The organism is Mesorhizobium sp. M7A.F.Ca.US.011.01.1.1 (assembly GCF_003998295.1).
GTDB lineage: Bacteria > Pseudomonadota > Alphaproteobacteria > Rhizobiales > Rhizobiaceae > Mesorhizobium.
On the sequence record NZ_RZRT01000044.1, the window covers coordinates 17062 to 31726 of the forward strand.

13 protein-coding genes and 2 pseudogenes are annotated in these 14665 nt (G+C 60.2%); 5 read left to right on the forward strand and 10 right to left on the reverse strand.

The window, feature by feature from the left end; genetic code table 11:
* Positions 1 to 299: 299 nt before the first annotated feature.
* Positions 300 to 1328, forward strand: a complete 1029-nt coding sequence (locus EOA13_RS27940) for a LacI family DNA-binding transcriptional regulator (RefSeq protein ID WP_127296761.1) — start codon at positions 300 to 302, stop codon at positions 1326 to 1328.
* A gap of 191 nt (positions 1329 to 1519) precedes the next feature.
* On the opposite strand, the pseudogene EOA13_RS27950 reads toward EOA13_RS27940, so the two are convergent.
* The 8 genes and pseudogenes from EOA13_RS27950 to EOA13_RS27990 form a co-directional block, all read right to left on the reverse strand.
* Positions 1520 to 2154, reverse strand: a pseudogene (locus EOA13_RS27950) (ABC transporter ATP-binding protein); the annotation flags it as partial.
* Positions 2155 to 2291: 137 nt separating this feature from the next.
* The gene (locus EOA13_RS27955; protein WP_127296762.1) at positions 2292 to 2552 is read right to left on the reverse strand and encodes a YciI family protein; all 261 of its coding nucleotides are present in this window, start codon (positions 2550 to 2552) and stop codon (positions 2292 to 2294) included.
* A 256-nt stretch (positions 2553 to 2808) separates the two neighbouring features.
* Positions 2809 to 3255, reverse strand: coding sequence for an alpha/beta fold hydrolase (locus tag EOA13_RS27965; RefSeq protein WP_127296763.1), 447 nt, complete (start codon positions 3253 to 3255; stop codon positions 2809 to 2811).
* 54 nt (positions 3256 to 3309) lie between these two features.
* Positions 3310 to 4035 carry a ribonuclease activity regulator RraA gene (locus tag EOA13_RS27970; RefSeq protein WP_127296764.1) on the reverse strand — a complete coding sequence of 242 codons (726 nt, stop codon included), beginning with the start codon at positions 4033 to 4035 and terminating at the stop codon, positions 3310 to 3312.
* A gap of 17 nt (positions 4036 to 4052) precedes the next feature.
* Positions 4053 to 5792: an L-arabinonate dehydratase gene (gene araD, locus EOA13_RS27975; RefSeq protein ID WP_127296765.1), complete on the reverse strand. Its 1740-nt coding sequence runs from the start codon at positions 5790 to 5792 to the stop codon at positions 4053 to 4055.
* Positions 5793 to 5845: 53 nt separating this feature from the next.
* Positions 5846 to 6706, reverse strand: a complete 861-nt coding sequence (locus EOA13_RS27980) for an ABC transporter permease (RefSeq protein WP_127296766.1) — start codon at positions 6704 to 6706, stop codon at positions 5846 to 5848.
* Positions 6707 to 6709: 3 nt separating this feature from the next.
* On the reverse strand, positions 6710 to 7525 hold the full coding sequence (locus EOA13_RS27985) for an ABC transporter ATP-binding protein (protein WP_127296767.1): 816 nt from the start codon (positions 7523 to 7525) through the stop codon (positions 6710 to 6712).
* 68 nt (positions 7526 to 7593) lie between these two features.
* A complete protein-coding gene (locus EOA13_RS27990; RefSeq protein WP_127296768.1) occupies positions 7594 to 8598 on the reverse strand; it encodes an ABC transporter substrate-binding protein in 1005 nt (334 codons plus the stop codon).
* 145 nt (positions 8599 to 8743) lie between these two features.
* Between EOA13_RS27990 and EOA13_RS27995 the strand changes: the two genes are divergently transcribed.
* Both EOA13_RS27995 and EOA13_RS28000 read left to right on the forward strand, forming a co-directional pair.
* Positions 8744 to 9436 carry a GntR family transcriptional regulator gene (locus EOA13_RS27995; protein WP_127296769.1) on the forward strand — a complete coding sequence of 231 codons (693 nt, stop codon included), beginning with the start codon at positions 8744 to 8746 and terminating at the stop codon, positions 9434 to 9436.
* A gap of 37 nt (positions 9437 to 9473) precedes the next feature.
* A pseudogene (locus EOA13_RS28000) lies at positions 9474 to 10436 on the forward strand (IS481 family transposase); the annotation flags it as partial.
* Between the two features lie 401 nt (positions 10437 to 10837).
* Here the strand turns inward: EOA13_RS28000 and EOA13_RS28005 are convergent.
* On the reverse strand, positions 10838 to 11725 hold the full coding sequence (locus tag EOA13_RS28005) for a class I SAM-dependent methyltransferase (RefSeq protein ID WP_127296770.1): 888 nt from the start codon (positions 11723 to 11725) through the stop codon (positions 10838 to 10840).
* Positions 11726 to 11870: 145 nt separating this feature from the next.
* On the opposite strand from EOA13_RS28005, the gene EOA13_RS28010 reads away from it, so the two are divergent.
* Positions 11871 to 12491: a TetR/AcrR family transcriptional regulator gene (locus EOA13_RS28010; protein WP_164780373.1), complete on the forward strand. Its 621-nt coding sequence runs from the start codon at positions 11871 to 11873 to the stop codon at positions 12489 to 12491.
* A gap of 227 nt (positions 12492 to 12718) precedes the next feature.
* Here the strand turns inward: EOA13_RS28010 and EOA13_RS28015 are convergent, their stop codons facing one another.
* Positions 12719 to 13984 carry a hypothetical protein gene (locus EOA13_RS28015; protein WP_127296771.1) on the reverse strand — a complete coding sequence of 422 codons (1266 nt, stop codon included), beginning with the start codon at positions 13982 to 13984 and terminating at the stop codon, positions 12719 to 12721.
* A 124-nt stretch (positions 13985 to 14108) separates the two neighbouring features.
* Between EOA13_RS28015 and EOA13_RS28020 the strand changes: the two genes are divergently transcribed.
* Positions 14109 to 14552 carry a hypothetical protein gene (locus EOA13_RS28020; RefSeq protein ID WP_127296772.1) on the forward strand — a complete coding sequence of 148 codons (444 nt, stop codon included), beginning with the start codon at positions 14109 to 14111 and terminating at the stop codon, positions 14550 to 14552.
* The last annotated feature ends 113 nt before the right edge of the window (positions 14553 to 14665 follow it).

Consider the following 14665-nt stretch of genomic DNA (forward strand, 5'->3'; position numbering starts at 1 on the left):
GGCTCGACATACTTTTTTTGCCTTTTTTGGCCGTGCGGCCGATCCCGGTAGGCACGCGCACGTCCGCGATCTCAACAACGACGTTGAGGCTCCTCGTCCAAATTGTGCGCTGGGCCTCCCCCAAAGCGCTGACGGCTCCTAGATCGCTGAGTACCGTCAACGCGTAATGAATGCTACGTTGACATCGTTCAGGTCAATCTGGATTACTATCGCTTCAGAACTTCGTCTCAAATCATTTCGAAAATTTGCACGGATGATATTTTTTGAGATGCCGAAACCAGAGTAGATGAATTTTTGACATGAAGAGACCAACCATTCCAGACTTGGCAAAAGCTGCAGGTGTGTCCGTGTCAACGGTCAATCGAGTACTGTCCGAGCCTGAATCGGTCCGGAGCAATACGCGCACACGCGTTTTGGCAGCCGCTGAGGAAATCGGCTTCTACGGACTTGGCACCATCAAGCAGGCGGCGAAGGCACAAGAGGTGATCCACCGTGTCGGGGTTTTGCTGCAGCGACGGGAGAGACGCTTCTATCGCCTACTCGGCGATTCAATTGCGCAAGCTGCGGAAGCTTGTCCTGCCTGTAAGGTCGATCTAACTGTCGAGTATATGGAAGACCTCACGCCGGAGAAAGTCGCGGCACATATTCAGTCGCTCGGCGGGCGGTGCGAAGCACTTGCGATTGTAGCGCCGCAGCATCCTGCCGTTGCTGACGCGATTGACGCAGTTCTTGAAAGCGGCGTGCCGGTCGTTTCACTTATCGGCCCCCTCACGGCCAAAGGAGGCATCAGCTTTGTGGGGCTCGATAATTGGAAAGTAGGACGCACCGCTGCCTGGGCGTTTGACCGCATGGTGAGACAGCCGGGGAAAATAGGCATTCTTGTGGGCAGCCACCGATTGCGAAACCAGGAAATGAACGAAAGCGGGTTTCGTTCTTACTTCCGTGAACATAATTCGGGATTCACGCTGCTCGAACCGTTGCCAACTTACGAGTCAGCCGTGGTTGCCCGTGAACATGTCGAAAAGTTGCTGACAGACCATCCGGATATGTGCGGACTATTCATCTCAGGGGGTGGTGTTACAGGTGCGATAGCCGCACTCAGGGCTACTCCAAAACGGGAAAACTTCGTTACCGTAGGCTATGAACTGTTTGAAGATACACGGGCTGCTTTGATAGACGGTACGATTTCGCTGATCCTGTCCCACCCCATAGAGCGTTTTGCATCAGAGACTATTGCAACTCTGGTGAAGGCGAAGAACGCAGGTCGTGATAACGGCGTATTTAGGATCACGTTTCCATTCGATATGTACAGCCCGGAGAGCGTTTGATGACGACGCTCTTAAGTTAGCCATCAAATGGCAGCTGGGGTGCGCTACCTCCCGTCAGTAGCATCAGTCGCACTCCGGCCAGCGCGACTGGGTGCTCGTCATTCCTTTCGGCGACGCGCATCACCTCGCCCAGCCTTTTGATCTCGGCGACGCTCAGCCGGCGTTCCTTCTTCTTTCCGGGTCCCGACCGATCACAGAAAATTGGCTTCGAACAACTCTTGCGAATAGGCGGCATGGGTTGTTCCCGCACGCAGATCCGCTTTCGTCATCTCATCGAGAAAAACCCCATTTTGCATCACCAGAACACGGTCGCACATATGGGCGATGACCGACCGATCATGGCTGACGAGGACAAAGGTCAGACCGCGTTCGTCGCGCTGGTCGTCGAGCAGGTTGAGAATTTCCGCCTGGATCGAAACATCGAGCGCGGACGTTGGCTCATCGAGAAGAAGAATGGGTGGCGACAGGATCAGCGCGCGGGCGATGGCGACGCGCTGTCGTTGACCACCGGATAGTTCGTGCGGGAAACGATTGGCGAAATCCTCCGGCAATCCGACCTGCTTCAGGGCTTGCGGCACCTTCGACCAGCCGTCGCCAAGCCCCATGGAGCGGATCGGTTCAGCCAGCGCCGTGCCGCTCCGATGGCGCGGATGAAGCGATCCGTAGGGATCCTGAAATACCATCTGCGATAGCTTCAGTTCGTCGTGCGAGCGCAGCTTTCCGATCGGCTTTCCAATGAACTCGACCGAGCCCGTCCAGCCCTCTCGATGCCTGCCAGCGAGCGCAGCACGGTGGATTTGCCGCAACCGGATTCGCCGACGATACCGCGACGAGTTCGTCGACCAACAGGTCCCATACCGCCGAGGTTTCGGGAACGCCGTGCACCAGCACGATTGTCATTCGTCATCCTCACTATGGTCAACCAACGCCTCGCGGCCCGGGACGGCTCGTGCGGGCGCCGGCTTACAGCGACACGATCTCGGCGAACTCGAACTCCAGGAACCCGTGCGCGACGAACGGTAGCCGCGCCACTTGCGCCTTCGCCTCAGCCAGATCGGTACAGTGCAAAACTCCAAACACGCCGCCGCCGTCGAGCCTTCGGTAGGCCGCCGACAGAACGCCTTCAGCGCGCAACTCGGCGACCACTTGGTCTTCCCCGGCGCGGTAGGCTTCGAAGCCCTTTTTCTTCATAGCGCCCGCGGTGATCAAGAAATCCATATTCATAGTCCTTTCCGTCGTGTGTTCAGGGGCCGGATGCGGCCCGCTGCAAGTTCGTTGAGTTTGCGCATCCGCGTTGCTGTGCTAATTCATTCGTATCGCCGCCCGGGTTGCGGTCCCGGCCCATCTCCTTACTTGCCGAGAAACTCGACCAGGTCCGCGGCGAAGGGCTCCGGGTATTGAAAGTGGAAACCGTGGCCCGAGTCCGGATAGACCGCGAGGCGAGCGTCAGGGATCTCGCGCGCCAGCACCACGGAGTCGATTACCGGAAAGGAGCCGTCGCGATCCCCGTTCGCGACAGGGTGTGAGCCTTGATCTGCTTCAGACGCTGGTACCAGCCGTCCGAGTTCCCGAAGAAGCCCGTGATCGCCTGATACTGTGCGCCCGTCGCCTGCGGCGTCGTCTTCACCAGCGACGCTGGACGACGAAAGGAGGTCCTCGCCAGCGATGCACGGCCGGCTGCCGCGCCTTCGGGGCTGGGCGAAAAGAAGAGATAGAGGAGGTCGGCGTCGGTGTAGGCAGGCTTTGCGGCCACCTTCGACCAGTCGCCCGGCGAGGTTATCACCTCGGGTGAGCCGGCGGGCGCCGATGCGCCGATGAGCACGAGCTTCCGCACGACGTCGGGGTGCTTGATCGCGACGATCTGGGCGGTCATCCCGCCCATCGACCATCCCAGAACATCGACCTTGCGCAGTTGTACGTCGAGCATAAACTTTTCAGTTTTATCGCACGTTTGCCTGTTTAGCCGCCAATTGCGTTGCGATCAGCGGCCATTTTTCTTCCGCCACTCCGCAAATTCGATCCGGGGAGCATCGCTGGTTGCCGGGTAGAGCCCGATGATGGTTGCGCCGTTCTGAACTTTCTCAAGAACAAAGTCCTCATAGGCGGTCATCTCCACTGTTTCATCGGCAATTTCCTCGGCTAGATGCGCCGGAATGACCATGACCCCTTCATTGTCGCCGACCAGGACGTCGCCCGGCCAGACCGCCACATCACCGCAACCAATCGGCACATTGATATCAAGTGCTTGATTCAGTGTCAGGTTCGTCGGAGCCGATGGGCGGTTGTGATAGGCGCGGATTTCGAGTTCGGCGATTTCGGGGCTGTCGCGAAATCCGCCGTCAGTAACCACGCCAACGACCCCGCGTACCTGCAGTCGCGAAATCAGGATTGAGCCGGCCGATGCTGCGCGGGCATCCTTGCGGCTATCCATGACGAGAACGCATCCGGGCGGGCACTGCTCGACAGCGGCGCGTTGCGGATGCGAGGGGTTCTTGAAAACCTCGATCTGGTTGAGATCCTCGCGCGCTGGAATATATCGCAGGGTGAACGCCTGGCCGACCATGTTTGCCTTCTTGGAAGACAGCGGCCGCACATCTTGGATAAATTGGTTGCGCAAGCCGCGCTTGAACAAGGCCGTGGCTATGGTCGGCGTCGCGACGGCCATGTATTTATCTCGAGTTTCCTTGCTCAGGGTGTAGTTGGTCATAATCCAGTCCTTGACGGTCAATAGATGTCGGGCTCGGGCGCTGGGGGGCCGAAGCTGGTTTCCAGAAAGTCGAAGTCGGCGCCTGTATCGGCCTGCTGAATGTGACGGCCAAACATCCACCCGTAGCCCCGGCCGATCTTTTCCGCAGGCTTCTGCCACTCGGTCCGGCGGCGGGCGAGCTCGGCGTCGTCGACGAGCATATCGATGCGACGTGCAGCCAGATCCAGCTTGATGATGTCCCCGGTCTTCAGCAGAGCCAGCGGGCCTCCAACATGGGATTCCGGCGAGACGTGCAGGACGCAGGCGCCATAACTGGTACCACTCATTCGGGCGTCGGACAGGCGTAGCATATCGCGATGGCCCTGTTTCAGCAGCGCCTTCGGCATCGGCAGCATTCCCCATTCCGGCATGCCCGGGCCGCCTTGCGGTCCGGCACCCCGCAGCACCATGACGTGAGCGGGAGTGATGTCGAGATTTTCGTCGTCGACGGCTGCTTTCATCTCGGGATAGTTATCGAAAACCAGGGCCGGGCCCTGATGCTGGTGAAAACGCGGATCGCAGGCGGCGGGTTTTATGACGGCACCGGTTGGTGCGAGATTGCCTTTCAGCACTGCCAACGAGCCTTCGTGATAGACGGGGTCTTGGAGCGAGCGGATAACGTCGTCATTGTAGCACTTGGCACCCTCCAGCGTTTCGCCGAGGGTGCGGCCAGAGGCCGTCATGACCGAAAGATCGAGCTTTGATGACAGCTTGGACATCAGCGCCCGGAGACCGCCGGCGTAGTAGAAATCCTCCATAAGATAGGTCGAGCCCGTCGGCCTTACATTGGCTAGCACCGGCGTGTTGCGCCCCGCCGCATCCAAATCCTCCATCGTCAGGGCGACTCCGGCCCGTCGCGCCATGGCCAGCAGATGAACGACGGCGTTGGTGGAACAGCCCGTTGCCATTGCTACCACGACGGCATTGAAAACGGCCGCTTTGTTGAGGATCTTGGACGGAACGAGATCCTCCCAGACCATGGCGACGATCCTGCGGCCAACCGCCGACGACATTCGGATATGATTGGAATCGGCAGCCGGGATTGAGCTTGCCCCGGGCAGGGTCAGTCCCATCGCCTCCGCGATCGCCGTCATCGTGCTGGCCGTACCCATGGTCATGCAGTGGCCATAGGATCGCGCGATCCCGGCTTCGACATCGACCCATTCGTCGTCTGATATGGTGCCGGCGCGGCGCTCGTCCCAGAACTTCCAGGCGTCGGAGCCTGAGCCGAGATATTTGCCGCGATAATTGCCGCGCAGCATTGGGCCGGCAGGCAGGAAGATCATCGGCAGGCCCATCGACAGCGCGCCCATGACGAGGCCCGGCGTGGTCTTGTCGCAGCCGCCCATCAGCACGGCGCCGTCGACGGGATGGCAGCGCAGCAGTTCCTCTACTTCCATCGCCAGCATGTTGCGGTAAAGCATCGTCGTCGGCTTGACGTAGCTTTCCGACAGCGACAGCGCAGGAAGTTCGATCGGAAAGCCACCAGCCTGCAGGATGCCGCGCTTGACGTCCTCGACGCGGGTCTTGAAGTGCGCGTGGCAGGGCTGGGCGTCCGACCAGGTATTGAGGATGGCGACCACCGGCTTGCCGGCCCATTCCTCCGGCGCGTAGCCCATCTGCATCGTGCGGGAGCGGTGTCCGGAACTCCTGAGATCGTCGGGCGCGAACCAGCGCGCGCTCCTCAATTGTTCCGGCGTCTTCTTCCTTGTCGTCATGTGAAACTCGATCAAAATTCGGTTGGAAAACAGATTCCCAGCGTTCGGCCCGACTATTCCTTCATGCCCCACTTTTGCAGCGTCTTGCGCTCGATCGTCTGGAAGATCAGGTTTTCGACGACGAGGCCGATGATGACGATCGTCAGCAGGCCGGCGAAGACGGCTGGTATGTCGAGCAGGTTGCGGTTTTCGAAGATGAACCAGCCGAGGCCGCCCTGTCCCGAAGAGACGCCGAAGACCAGTTCGGCTGCAATCAGCGTGCGCCAAGCGAAAGCCCAGCCGATCTTGAGGCCCGTCAGGATCGACGGGAAGGCGGCCGGCATGAGGATGCGTATCACGTACCGGAGGCCGGTCAGCCCGTAGTTGGCGCCGACCATCCTCAAAGTGCGCGAGACGCCGAGGAAGCCGGAATGCGTGTTGAGCGCAACGGCCCACAGAACCGAGTGCAGCAGCACGAAGACGAGGCTCGACGGGCCGAGGCCAAACCAGATCAGCGCCAGCGGCAGCAGCGAGATCGCCGGCAGCGGATTGAACATCGCCGTCATCGTTTCGAGGAAGTCGGTGCCGATGCGAGTGTTGATGGCGAGGATTGTCAGGAGAAACGCGAGCACTGCGCCGAGAACGTAGCCTGTGACCAGGATCTTCAGCGTCGTCCAGATGCGCGTCGGAAGCACGCCGTCGGCAAAGTTCGAGTAGAGCGACTTGAAGGTGTCGGTGAGCGTTGGGAAGAGCAGCGGGTTGTCGAGCTGGCGCGCATACACCTCCCAAATGACGGCAAGCACGACGATGAGAAGGGTCTTGCGGAAGACGCCGGACTGCCAGAACAGTTCGAACACTCCGAGCTTCTGCTCGATGGCATGGACACTTCCGCTGCGCGGGGGAAGGTCGGCGGCGACGATGATCTGCGGGGCCATGATTTACTCCCGATGTCCCGGCTCGGAAAAGAGCATGGAGTGAATCTGCTGTTCGAGTTCGGCGGCGGCAAGCGGATCGTCGCGTACGCTCTCGACGTCGCGGATTTCGGCGCGCACGCGACCGGGATGGGGCGACAGGAGCAGGATGCGATTGGAGATCTTGATCGCCTCGGCGATCGAGTGGGTGACGAAGATCACGGTGAAGCGCGTGTCTTCCCACAGTTGCAACAATTCATCCTGCATCTGGCGGCGGGTCAGGGCGTCGAGGGCGGCGAACGGCTCGTCCATCAGCAGGATGTCGGGCTGCATCGCCATGCCACGGGCGATCGCCACGCGCTGCTTCATGCCGCCTGACAGCATGTGCGGATAGGTATCGACGGCGCGCATTAGCTTGACCTTGTCGATATATTCGCGGGCAACTGCCTCGGCTTCCGCGCGCGGAAGCTTGCGTGCCACAAGCAGCGGGAACATGACGTTTTCCAAGACCGTCTTCCACGGCAGGAGCTGGTCGAATTCTTGGAAGACCATCATCCGGTCGGCGCCCGGCTTCATCACCTGTCGGCCCTTGATCGAGATGGTGCCGCTGACGGGCGTCATATAGCCGCCGATCGCCTTCAAGAGCGTGGACTTACCACAACCGGACGGGCCGAGCAGGACAAAACGGTCCGACCGCTCGACAACAAACGAGACATGCTCAGTTGCCGTGATCAGGAGGTTCGGCGTCTTGTAGCGCAGCGTTACCTTATCGACATTGAGCAGTGGAGTGCCGGCAGCCGCTTGAGTACGTGACGAAGCAATGGGGTTGGTGGTCTGGAGCATGCCCACTCCTCCGTGGCTAGGTTCTTCAAGTGGCGCACCCGTTCTGGCGGCTGCCTCGGTTAGGACCGTCAGTTACCATTCAGATCGGCGGCTTCCGGCAGATAGTAGTCGGTCCAGGCCGTGGGCATAGTCTTCAACGTCCCGACCTCGTAGAGATGCTTGGCAAACTTCATCGTACCCTGAGGGTCCATCCGATAGTCCATCATGTGCGGTTCCTTGAGGATCGCCATCAGGTCGTCGATGCCGGTCTTGTCGCCGGAAATCGTCTTGTAATCCTCCAGCGCCCCCTTCGGGTCCTTCTTGATATAGGCGATAGCGTCTGCGGTCGCCTGACGGATCGCCTTGACGATTGTCGGATTGGCCTTGGCGAATTCGGTCGTCGTGAAGAACGTGCCCTGGCTCAGGTCACCGCCGATGATGTCGCGCGAGCTGGTCACTTCATGGACGCCAGGCATCTTCAGCTCGAGATACTGATAGGGCGGAGCGGAGAAGTGGCTCTTCACCTCGTGCTGGCTGTTAGCCAGCGCTGCCATCGCATCGGGGTGGCCCAGTTGCACGGTGTTGGCGTCGAAGTGATGGATGTCCTTGTCGCCGTACATCTTGGAGGCGGCCATCTGAAGCAAGATCGCCTGTGTCGAGACACCGACGGTCGGAACGGCGATCTTGTCGTTCGGGCCAATGTCCTGCAGCGACTTGATGCGCGGATCGCGCGAAACCAAGATGACCGGCTGCGCCGAGTTGGTGCAGATGCCTTTCACGCGGCCCCTCGTGCGGTCCCAGAGAAGCAGCAGGTTGCCGGTGCCAGTGTTGACGATATCGACGTTGCCGGAGAGGAGCGCATCGGTCTGCGCGCCGCCGCCGCTGAATGTCCGCCAGGCGACCTTTACGCCCTTGAGGCCGCCTTCGGCGGCACGCTTCTCGATCAACTGCTGCGTCTCCATGACGTGGCTGGCGAGATAGAGGATGCCGGGCTGGCGGGTGATTGAGATGTCGGTCTTCTCCTGCGCAAGCGCCGACGAGCCGATGCCGAGGATGATACTGAGCGCGGTGATGCCGCGTATGAGCGATTGCATGAAATCCTCCCGAATAAACGTCGAAGCGCAAGGACTGCGCGGCCGAAAAAAACGCGGCAGCTGTGCTTAAAGCACTAATGCATCAGTGCATCAAGCCGAAATCTATGCTTTAAGCGATGTCGATATCGGAATCGAGGCAACGGGCATGAGCGGCAGATTAAAGGAAAGCGTCCTGGACAGGTCACGACAGGTGGCGCTCCAGATCCATGAAATTCTGAGAAGGCGCATTCTTTCTCTGGAGTTGGTGCCCGGCACTGTGCTATCGCGCGCGTCGCTGCAGCTCGAATTCGGGGTCAGCCAGACGCCCGTGCGCGATGCACTGATGCGTCTTCAGGAAGAGGGCCTTATCGAGGTCTATCCACAATATGCGACGGTGGTTGCCCGCATCGACATAGCAAATGCAAGGCAAGCGCAATTTATGCGACTGTCCATCGAACTAGAGGCGGTGCGACGGCTGACGTTGGAAAGTCCCGTCGAGACAGCCGACGCGCTGTTGAATGTCCTTGCGCGCCAAGAACGGGTCACCTCTCCCCAAACTTACGACTTGTTCGATTCGTTGGACCGAGACTTCCACCGGACACTCTATGAGCGCGCGGAGATAATGGAGTTGTGGTTCACGGTTCGCCGACAGAGCGTGCACATCGACCGTTTGCGTCGCCTCAATCTGCCGATGCCCGGCAAAATGCAGACAGTGGTGGAAGACCACCACAACATCGTGGATTCTATCCGCTCCGGCGATCCGCTTGCTGCCACCACCGCACTCCGCAAACACCTGTCCGGCACTCTTTCTATCATCGGCCTTATAAGCCAACAGTTCCCCGACTACATTAAGCGCTAGGTGTGCAGTCCCGGACTCTGATGGTTTATCATCGACCCTGAGAGGAGGAGGATGCAGTGTTCTTCTCGGCAGCGCCCGCACGACGCCGTGTCTTCGAGCCGAGTTCCAAGCGTCGCAAGAGAGCACCCGGTCCCTTGCCGCCCGTCACAGGCTGAACCCGAAGACGGTGAAGAAATGGCGCAGCCGGACCATGACGGCCGATGCGCCGATGGGCCCAGGACGCCGAAGAGCACGGTGCTGACGCCGACCGAGGAAACTATCGTGGTGGCGTTCCGGCAGAAGACGCTGCTGCCACTGGACGACGTGCTGGGCTGCCTGAGAGACACCAACCTCAGCCGCAGCGCCCTGCATCGCTGCCTCCAGCGTCACGGCGTCTCCCGGCTGCCGGTCGAGGAGACCAAGGAGCAGCGCAAGCGGTTTAAGACCTACGAGATCGGCTACGTCCACATCGATAGCTGCGAGCTGCGCCACGCCGACGGCAAGCTCGTCATGTTCCTGGCCATCGACCGGGTCTCGAAGTTCACCTACGTCGAGTTCCTCGATAGCGCCGGGAAGATGGAAGGCTCAGCCTTCCTCAAAAACGTGGTGGAGGTCTTCCCCTACAAGATCCACATCGTGCTCACCGACAATGGCATGGCCTTCGCCGACCTGCCCAAGAATCGCGACGGCCCCAGCCGCCGTTTCCTGGGTCCGCACATCTTCGACCGCGTCTGCATAGCAAAATGGCATCGAGCACCGGCTGGCCCTATCACCCATGGACCAACGGCCATGCCGAGCGGATGAACCGCACGATCAAGGACGCCACGGTCAAGGTCTACCACTACGAAAACCTCGAAAGCCTGAAGGCCCATGTCCTGGCCTTCATCACCGCCTACAACTTCGCCAAACACCTCAAGGCTCTACGGTGGCGAACGCCCTACCAGGTTATCTGCGAGGCCTGGGCGAAGGACCCATCAATCTTAAGATCGATCCGCATCATCTCATTCCGGGACCACACACTCTCGCTTCCGCCTTTGAGTTGGCGCTCCTGCCTCTGGGACGAAACTGTATCACTTGTGCGGATGGTGCCTCGCCACGCATCAGTGCAGCGATATGGTCGCCCACTTGGTTCGCCATATCGATCAGCGAGCTATCCACGCGTTTCAGGATGTATCTCATCCTGCTGGATTGCTCGAGCTGCCATTCGAAGTTCCGGCAGAAGGTCGAATAGGACGGCTTGCCTCACGCTGTCAGGCTGCCCGGTGGCGGCGCATGGCGTCCGCTCCTGCCAGATCAGCACCATGACGACCGCGTTTGAGACGGCGAGGACCAAAGTCCGAATGCTTGCATGTATGAGTAGCGGTAGACCTGGTAAACGATAAAGGCGCCGAGCTGCGAGCGAGGCTGGAGACGATCACAGCTTCAGGTCTTCGCTTGGTCATGCCGGCTGGACTCCGCCGTCGCGCGAACATAGTTCAGGTTCGTGGTTCCGACGGCGCCGATATCGCTGATCTGGAATCCGCTCTCGGCCAACAGCGAGGCGACCGAATGCATGTCGACATGGCCATGCTTGTGGAGCCTGGGCAATCTGGACTTGCGCACCGGCCTGCCGAAATCGATGAGCAACCGCCGGCCTGCTGGCCTCAAGACGCGCGCCGCCTCGCGGATGAAGGCCGATCGAACCGGCTTCGACAGGTGATGCAGCATCAGCGTGCCGACGACGATGTCGAATTGCGCGTCCTTGAAGGGAAGCTCCTGCGCCGTCCCCTTGACGAAAGTCAGATCGAGACCGGACCGTTCGGCCTTGGCGCGCGCCCTCTCGACCATTTCGGCCGACGCATCGACGCCGGTGACGCTTCCATCCGAACCGGTTTGCCGCTTCGCGGCAATCGCAAGGGTTCCCGTTCCACAGGCGACATCGAGCAGCGCTTCGCCGGGCTGTATCTTTGCCAGGCGAAGCATGAGTTCGCGAAACCGGCCCTCGCGGCCAAAGGTCAGGACGCGTGCGAGCAAGTCATAGGCCGCCGCCCTATGCAGGACGATGCCGATACCGCTGTCGCTCGCGCCATGCGCGCCTTTTCCGCCGAGGCTTTTGCAACGAAGGCCGCCCCACAGCGCCAATACCGCGACCGCCGTAAGGACGAGGCCGTGGAATGCCGCAGTCCACGCGCCAGCCTGAATATAACCCATCCCCAATTTGGCCAGAACGAGGAAGCAGGCGACCAGCGACAGTTTGGCAAGCAGGGCCAACGCAATCACCTTCTTGCGCGAATGCGATTCGTTACCGGCGTGATGATCAGATGAGTGCATGGCTGGCGACCTTCTGCTTCATTGCGGCGTGCCCAACCGATTTGAGCTCCTGGACTTGGCGTATCATAATGGACACAATGTCTGGAAATGCTGTTGTCGGACATCGGACCGCCGAATGTCCGGAACCGGCCACATGCAGAGGGCCATGACCATGAAAATCGAACGGGCGGGCGACAGGAACACGATCGACCGCCGCATCGCGCGGACGCGCGGCCTGCTGCAGGACGCGCTCATTGCCCTGATTCCGGAGCGCGGATATGCAGCCATCACGGTCGACGACATTTGCCAGAGGGCCAATGTCGGCAGGTCGACCTTCTATACCCACTATGCCGACAAGGATGCTCTGCGCAGTGCGACCATCGAGGCGCATCTGCGGTCGATCGGCCGCAGGCGCGAGGCGGCAAGTCAAGAAACAGGTAGCCGCCTGTTCGAGTTCAGCCTGCCCATGTTCGAGCATGCCCATGCATTCCGACCGCTTCACCACGCATTGCTTGCAAGCAGCGGCGATACGATCCACGACGAGTTGCGTGAGCGTATCCGGCGAGCCGTCCGGGAAGAACTTGTCGAGAAAGGGATCGGCGATCGCGGCATGCCCGCTGAATTCGTCATTCAGTTCATCGCCGGCGCATTTCTTGCGGTCCTCACCTGGTGGGTCGTCACTGACATGGACCTTTCACCGGCGCAGGCAGACGAGCTGTTCCAGAGGATGGCGGGAAAAGGCATCAGCGCCTGGGATATGCCTTGGAGCGACGGACGCGGCGCCTGACCAGCTATAAGCCCAGCATATGCTGCCGCCAGCGCGACCTGATGGCCGGCTGAACGCGGGGCCGGCAGGTTCGACACAATCGAGGAGATCGTTTCATGCTCATCCAGCCGACAGTTTCTTCCTCGTCGCATGATTCATCTTGGCCGCACTGCGCACGGCCTTCGTCCCGTCGGACCAGTTCCGCAGATGGGTGTCATGGGCGCTCCTCCTGATACCATGTTGTACGGTCAGATGACCAAGACGGGAGCAAAACCGCCGCCGGGTGTGCGGAAATTGGTCGTCTGACCCTGATAGAGGCGGGCGGCCGCGAGCAGCACCTGGCCATCATATGTATAAAGCCGCACATCCGTCTTGCGCGACGTTGGCGTACCATCGATTTCGATGATACGCTGCCCGGGTGAGGCAAATAACTGGGCCACATAGCCCCCACGAGCGATCTCGGCCCACACCCCCTTCGTCACCTTGTCGCCGCGGTAGACCGCCTTGCTGCCATGGCCGGAGAGCGGCTTGAAGAACATGTTCTTGCGGGATTGCCAGGCGGCATCCGAATTGTCGGGCGTGACCAGTGTTGTCCGCGGAACGCCGGCGAGCCGCGAGCGCATCTCCGGGGGAAGGCCGAATGCTTCCAGCGCCGCCGGATCGGACAGCAATGTCAGATTGCGCTTGCTTGCAAAGAGCGCGTGGTTGTGCGGATTGGGGGTGAGCACCACCGCGCCGTCCTGGTAAGCCGCTCTGAGTGCGGCATGTTCCGGCTCATCAAGCGCAAAATCGACTAGGCGATTGTAGACCAGATCGATCTCGTCGCCGTCGAGGCGAAGCCTGTCGCCATCATATTTCAGCTCGCTCGCGTCTCCGATCACCGCTTCGACGCCATGTTTCAGCAGCAACTGTCTGGCAAGCACAAATTCAGGATAGAGATACTGCTCCTCGGCCCGATCATCGACGATCGCGATCCTTCGCGGCGAACCGGCCCCTCGCTGGCGGCGCCATTCGGCCGTGAACATCGCGATGACGCTGGTTTCGAAGCGATCGTCTCTTGCGCCGATCAGCGCACGGTCGACATCGGAGCAGCAAGCCCTCTGAGCTCTGGCCTGCAGTGCGTTGAGGAAAGCCCCGCCGGCGTTGGTGTTCACCTCGATTAGCTTGGGACCGTCAACGTCGATATGGAAATCGTAGCCCATCAGAGCGCCAACGGGTCCAAAATCCCGTTGCGCGATTTCGGGAGCCCAGGAGAGGACCGCTGCGCGGTAAGCCGGCAACTTTGCTGTCGCCTCGATGGCGACGACGATTCTCTGCATCTCGTCGAGCGCGGACGCGGCGAGGAAGACTGGGACATTGGAAAACAGATGCGGCCGCGATGTCATGAAGGTTTTGCAGAAACCAGGATCGCCGGCTTCGTAGTCCAGCGCCGCGGAAAGTTCCGTCCAGTCGAGCGTGATGCAGAAGCATTTGCGGTTGAGCCGCTCCGACAGGGACGTGCTGGCTGTGAGCATGTCGATATCTCCTCATTGCCGGCCGCTGTTCTTAACTGCGCGAAGCGTCTTAGAGTTGCCAAGCCGAACAGCCCGAAATGGCGTCTGATCTGCGTCGCATGAGACTGCCAATTAAGAAATCTCAATGCTCACGAGCATTGATTTGCATCAAAGTGGCGACATTCGGTTGGACTACACTGAATCCATGAAAATCGCCTTGGCCCAGCTTTGTTTGCTGCTAGCCGTGATCCTCCTGATCACGGGCGGTGCCATTGCTGGTGTTACTGGACAGGCTTCTGGTATGGGCGTGGGCGTTACCACTGACCCCGCGACGTCGACCAGCGCTTTGCACAACGTGATGGATCATGTTGCGTCCACAGACCAGGACAACCATCGCGCCCCTTGTGGTGACTGTCTGAATTGCGTGCACCCGACCGGCTCCGGCTGTTGTGCTGCTGGCATTTCCGCCAGCGAATGCGACGTTCTTCATGATGCGCCGGTTGCCGTCCGGTTCATGGTGGGCAAGGCATTCCTGCCAACGGGCATCGACCCCGAGGCGCTCCTGCAACCTCCCCAGACCTTCGCCTGATATCGCTCCGTCGCGGTACTTGGGACTGTGAATCCAGCAGTGCCCGTCAAGGCCCCACAGCGCGAACGATCCGCGAAACCATAACCGGCAGCGGCGATCTGGGCGGCCCTCCG

Excerpts from the sequence above, each read along its gene's own strand:
- EOA13_RS27940 (WP_127296761.1), top strand. The coding sequence starts at position 300 with ATGAAGAGACCAACCATTCCAGACTTGGCAAAAGCTGCAGGTGTGTCC.
- EOA13_RS27955 (WP_127296762.1), bottom strand. The coding sequence starts at position 2,552 with ATGAATATGGATTTCTTGATCACCGCGGGCGCTATGAAGAAAAAGGGC.
- EOA13_RS27965 (WP_127296763.1), bottom strand. The coding sequence starts at position 3,255 with ATGCTCGACGTACAACTGCGCAAGGTCGATGTTCTGGGATGGTCGATG.
- EOA13_RS27970 (WP_127296764.1), bottom strand. The coding sequence starts at position 4,035 with ATGACCAACTACACCCTGAGCAAGGAAACTCGAGATAAATACATGGCC.
- araD (WP_127296765.1), bottom strand. The coding sequence starts at position 5,792 with ATGACGACAAGGAAGAAGACGCCGGAACAATTGAGGAGCGCGCGCTGG.
- EOA13_RS27980 (WP_127296766.1), bottom strand. The coding sequence starts at position 6,706 with ATGGCCCCGCAGATCATCGTCGCCGCCGACCTTCCCCCGCGCAGCGGA.
- EOA13_RS27985 (WP_127296767.1), bottom strand. The coding sequence starts at position 7,525 with ATGCTCCAGACCACCAACCCCATTGCTTCGTCACGTACTCAAGCGGCT.
- EOA13_RS27990 (WP_127296768.1), bottom strand. The coding sequence starts at position 8,598 with ATGCAATCGCTCATACGCGGCATCACCGCGCTCAGTATCATCCTCGGC.
- EOA13_RS27995 (WP_127296769.1), top strand. The coding sequence starts at position 8,744 with ATGAGCGGCAGATTAAAGGAAAGCGTCCTGGACAGGTCACGACAGGTG.
- EOA13_RS28005 (WP_127296770.1), bottom strand. The coding sequence starts at position 11,725 with ATGCACTCATCTGATCATCACGCCGGTAACGAATCGCATTCGCGCAAG.
- EOA13_RS28010 (WP_164780373.1), top strand. The coding sequence starts at position 11,871 with ATGACCATGAAAATCGAACGGGCGGGCGACAGGAACACGATCGACCGC.
- EOA13_RS28015 (WP_127296771.1), bottom strand. The coding sequence starts at position 13,984 with ATGCTCACAGCCAGCACGTCCCTGTCGGAGCGGCTCAACCGCAAATGC.
- EOA13_RS28020 (WP_127296772.1), top strand. The coding sequence starts at position 14,109 with ATGCTCACGAGCATTGATTTGCATCAAAGTGGCGACATTCGGTTGGAC.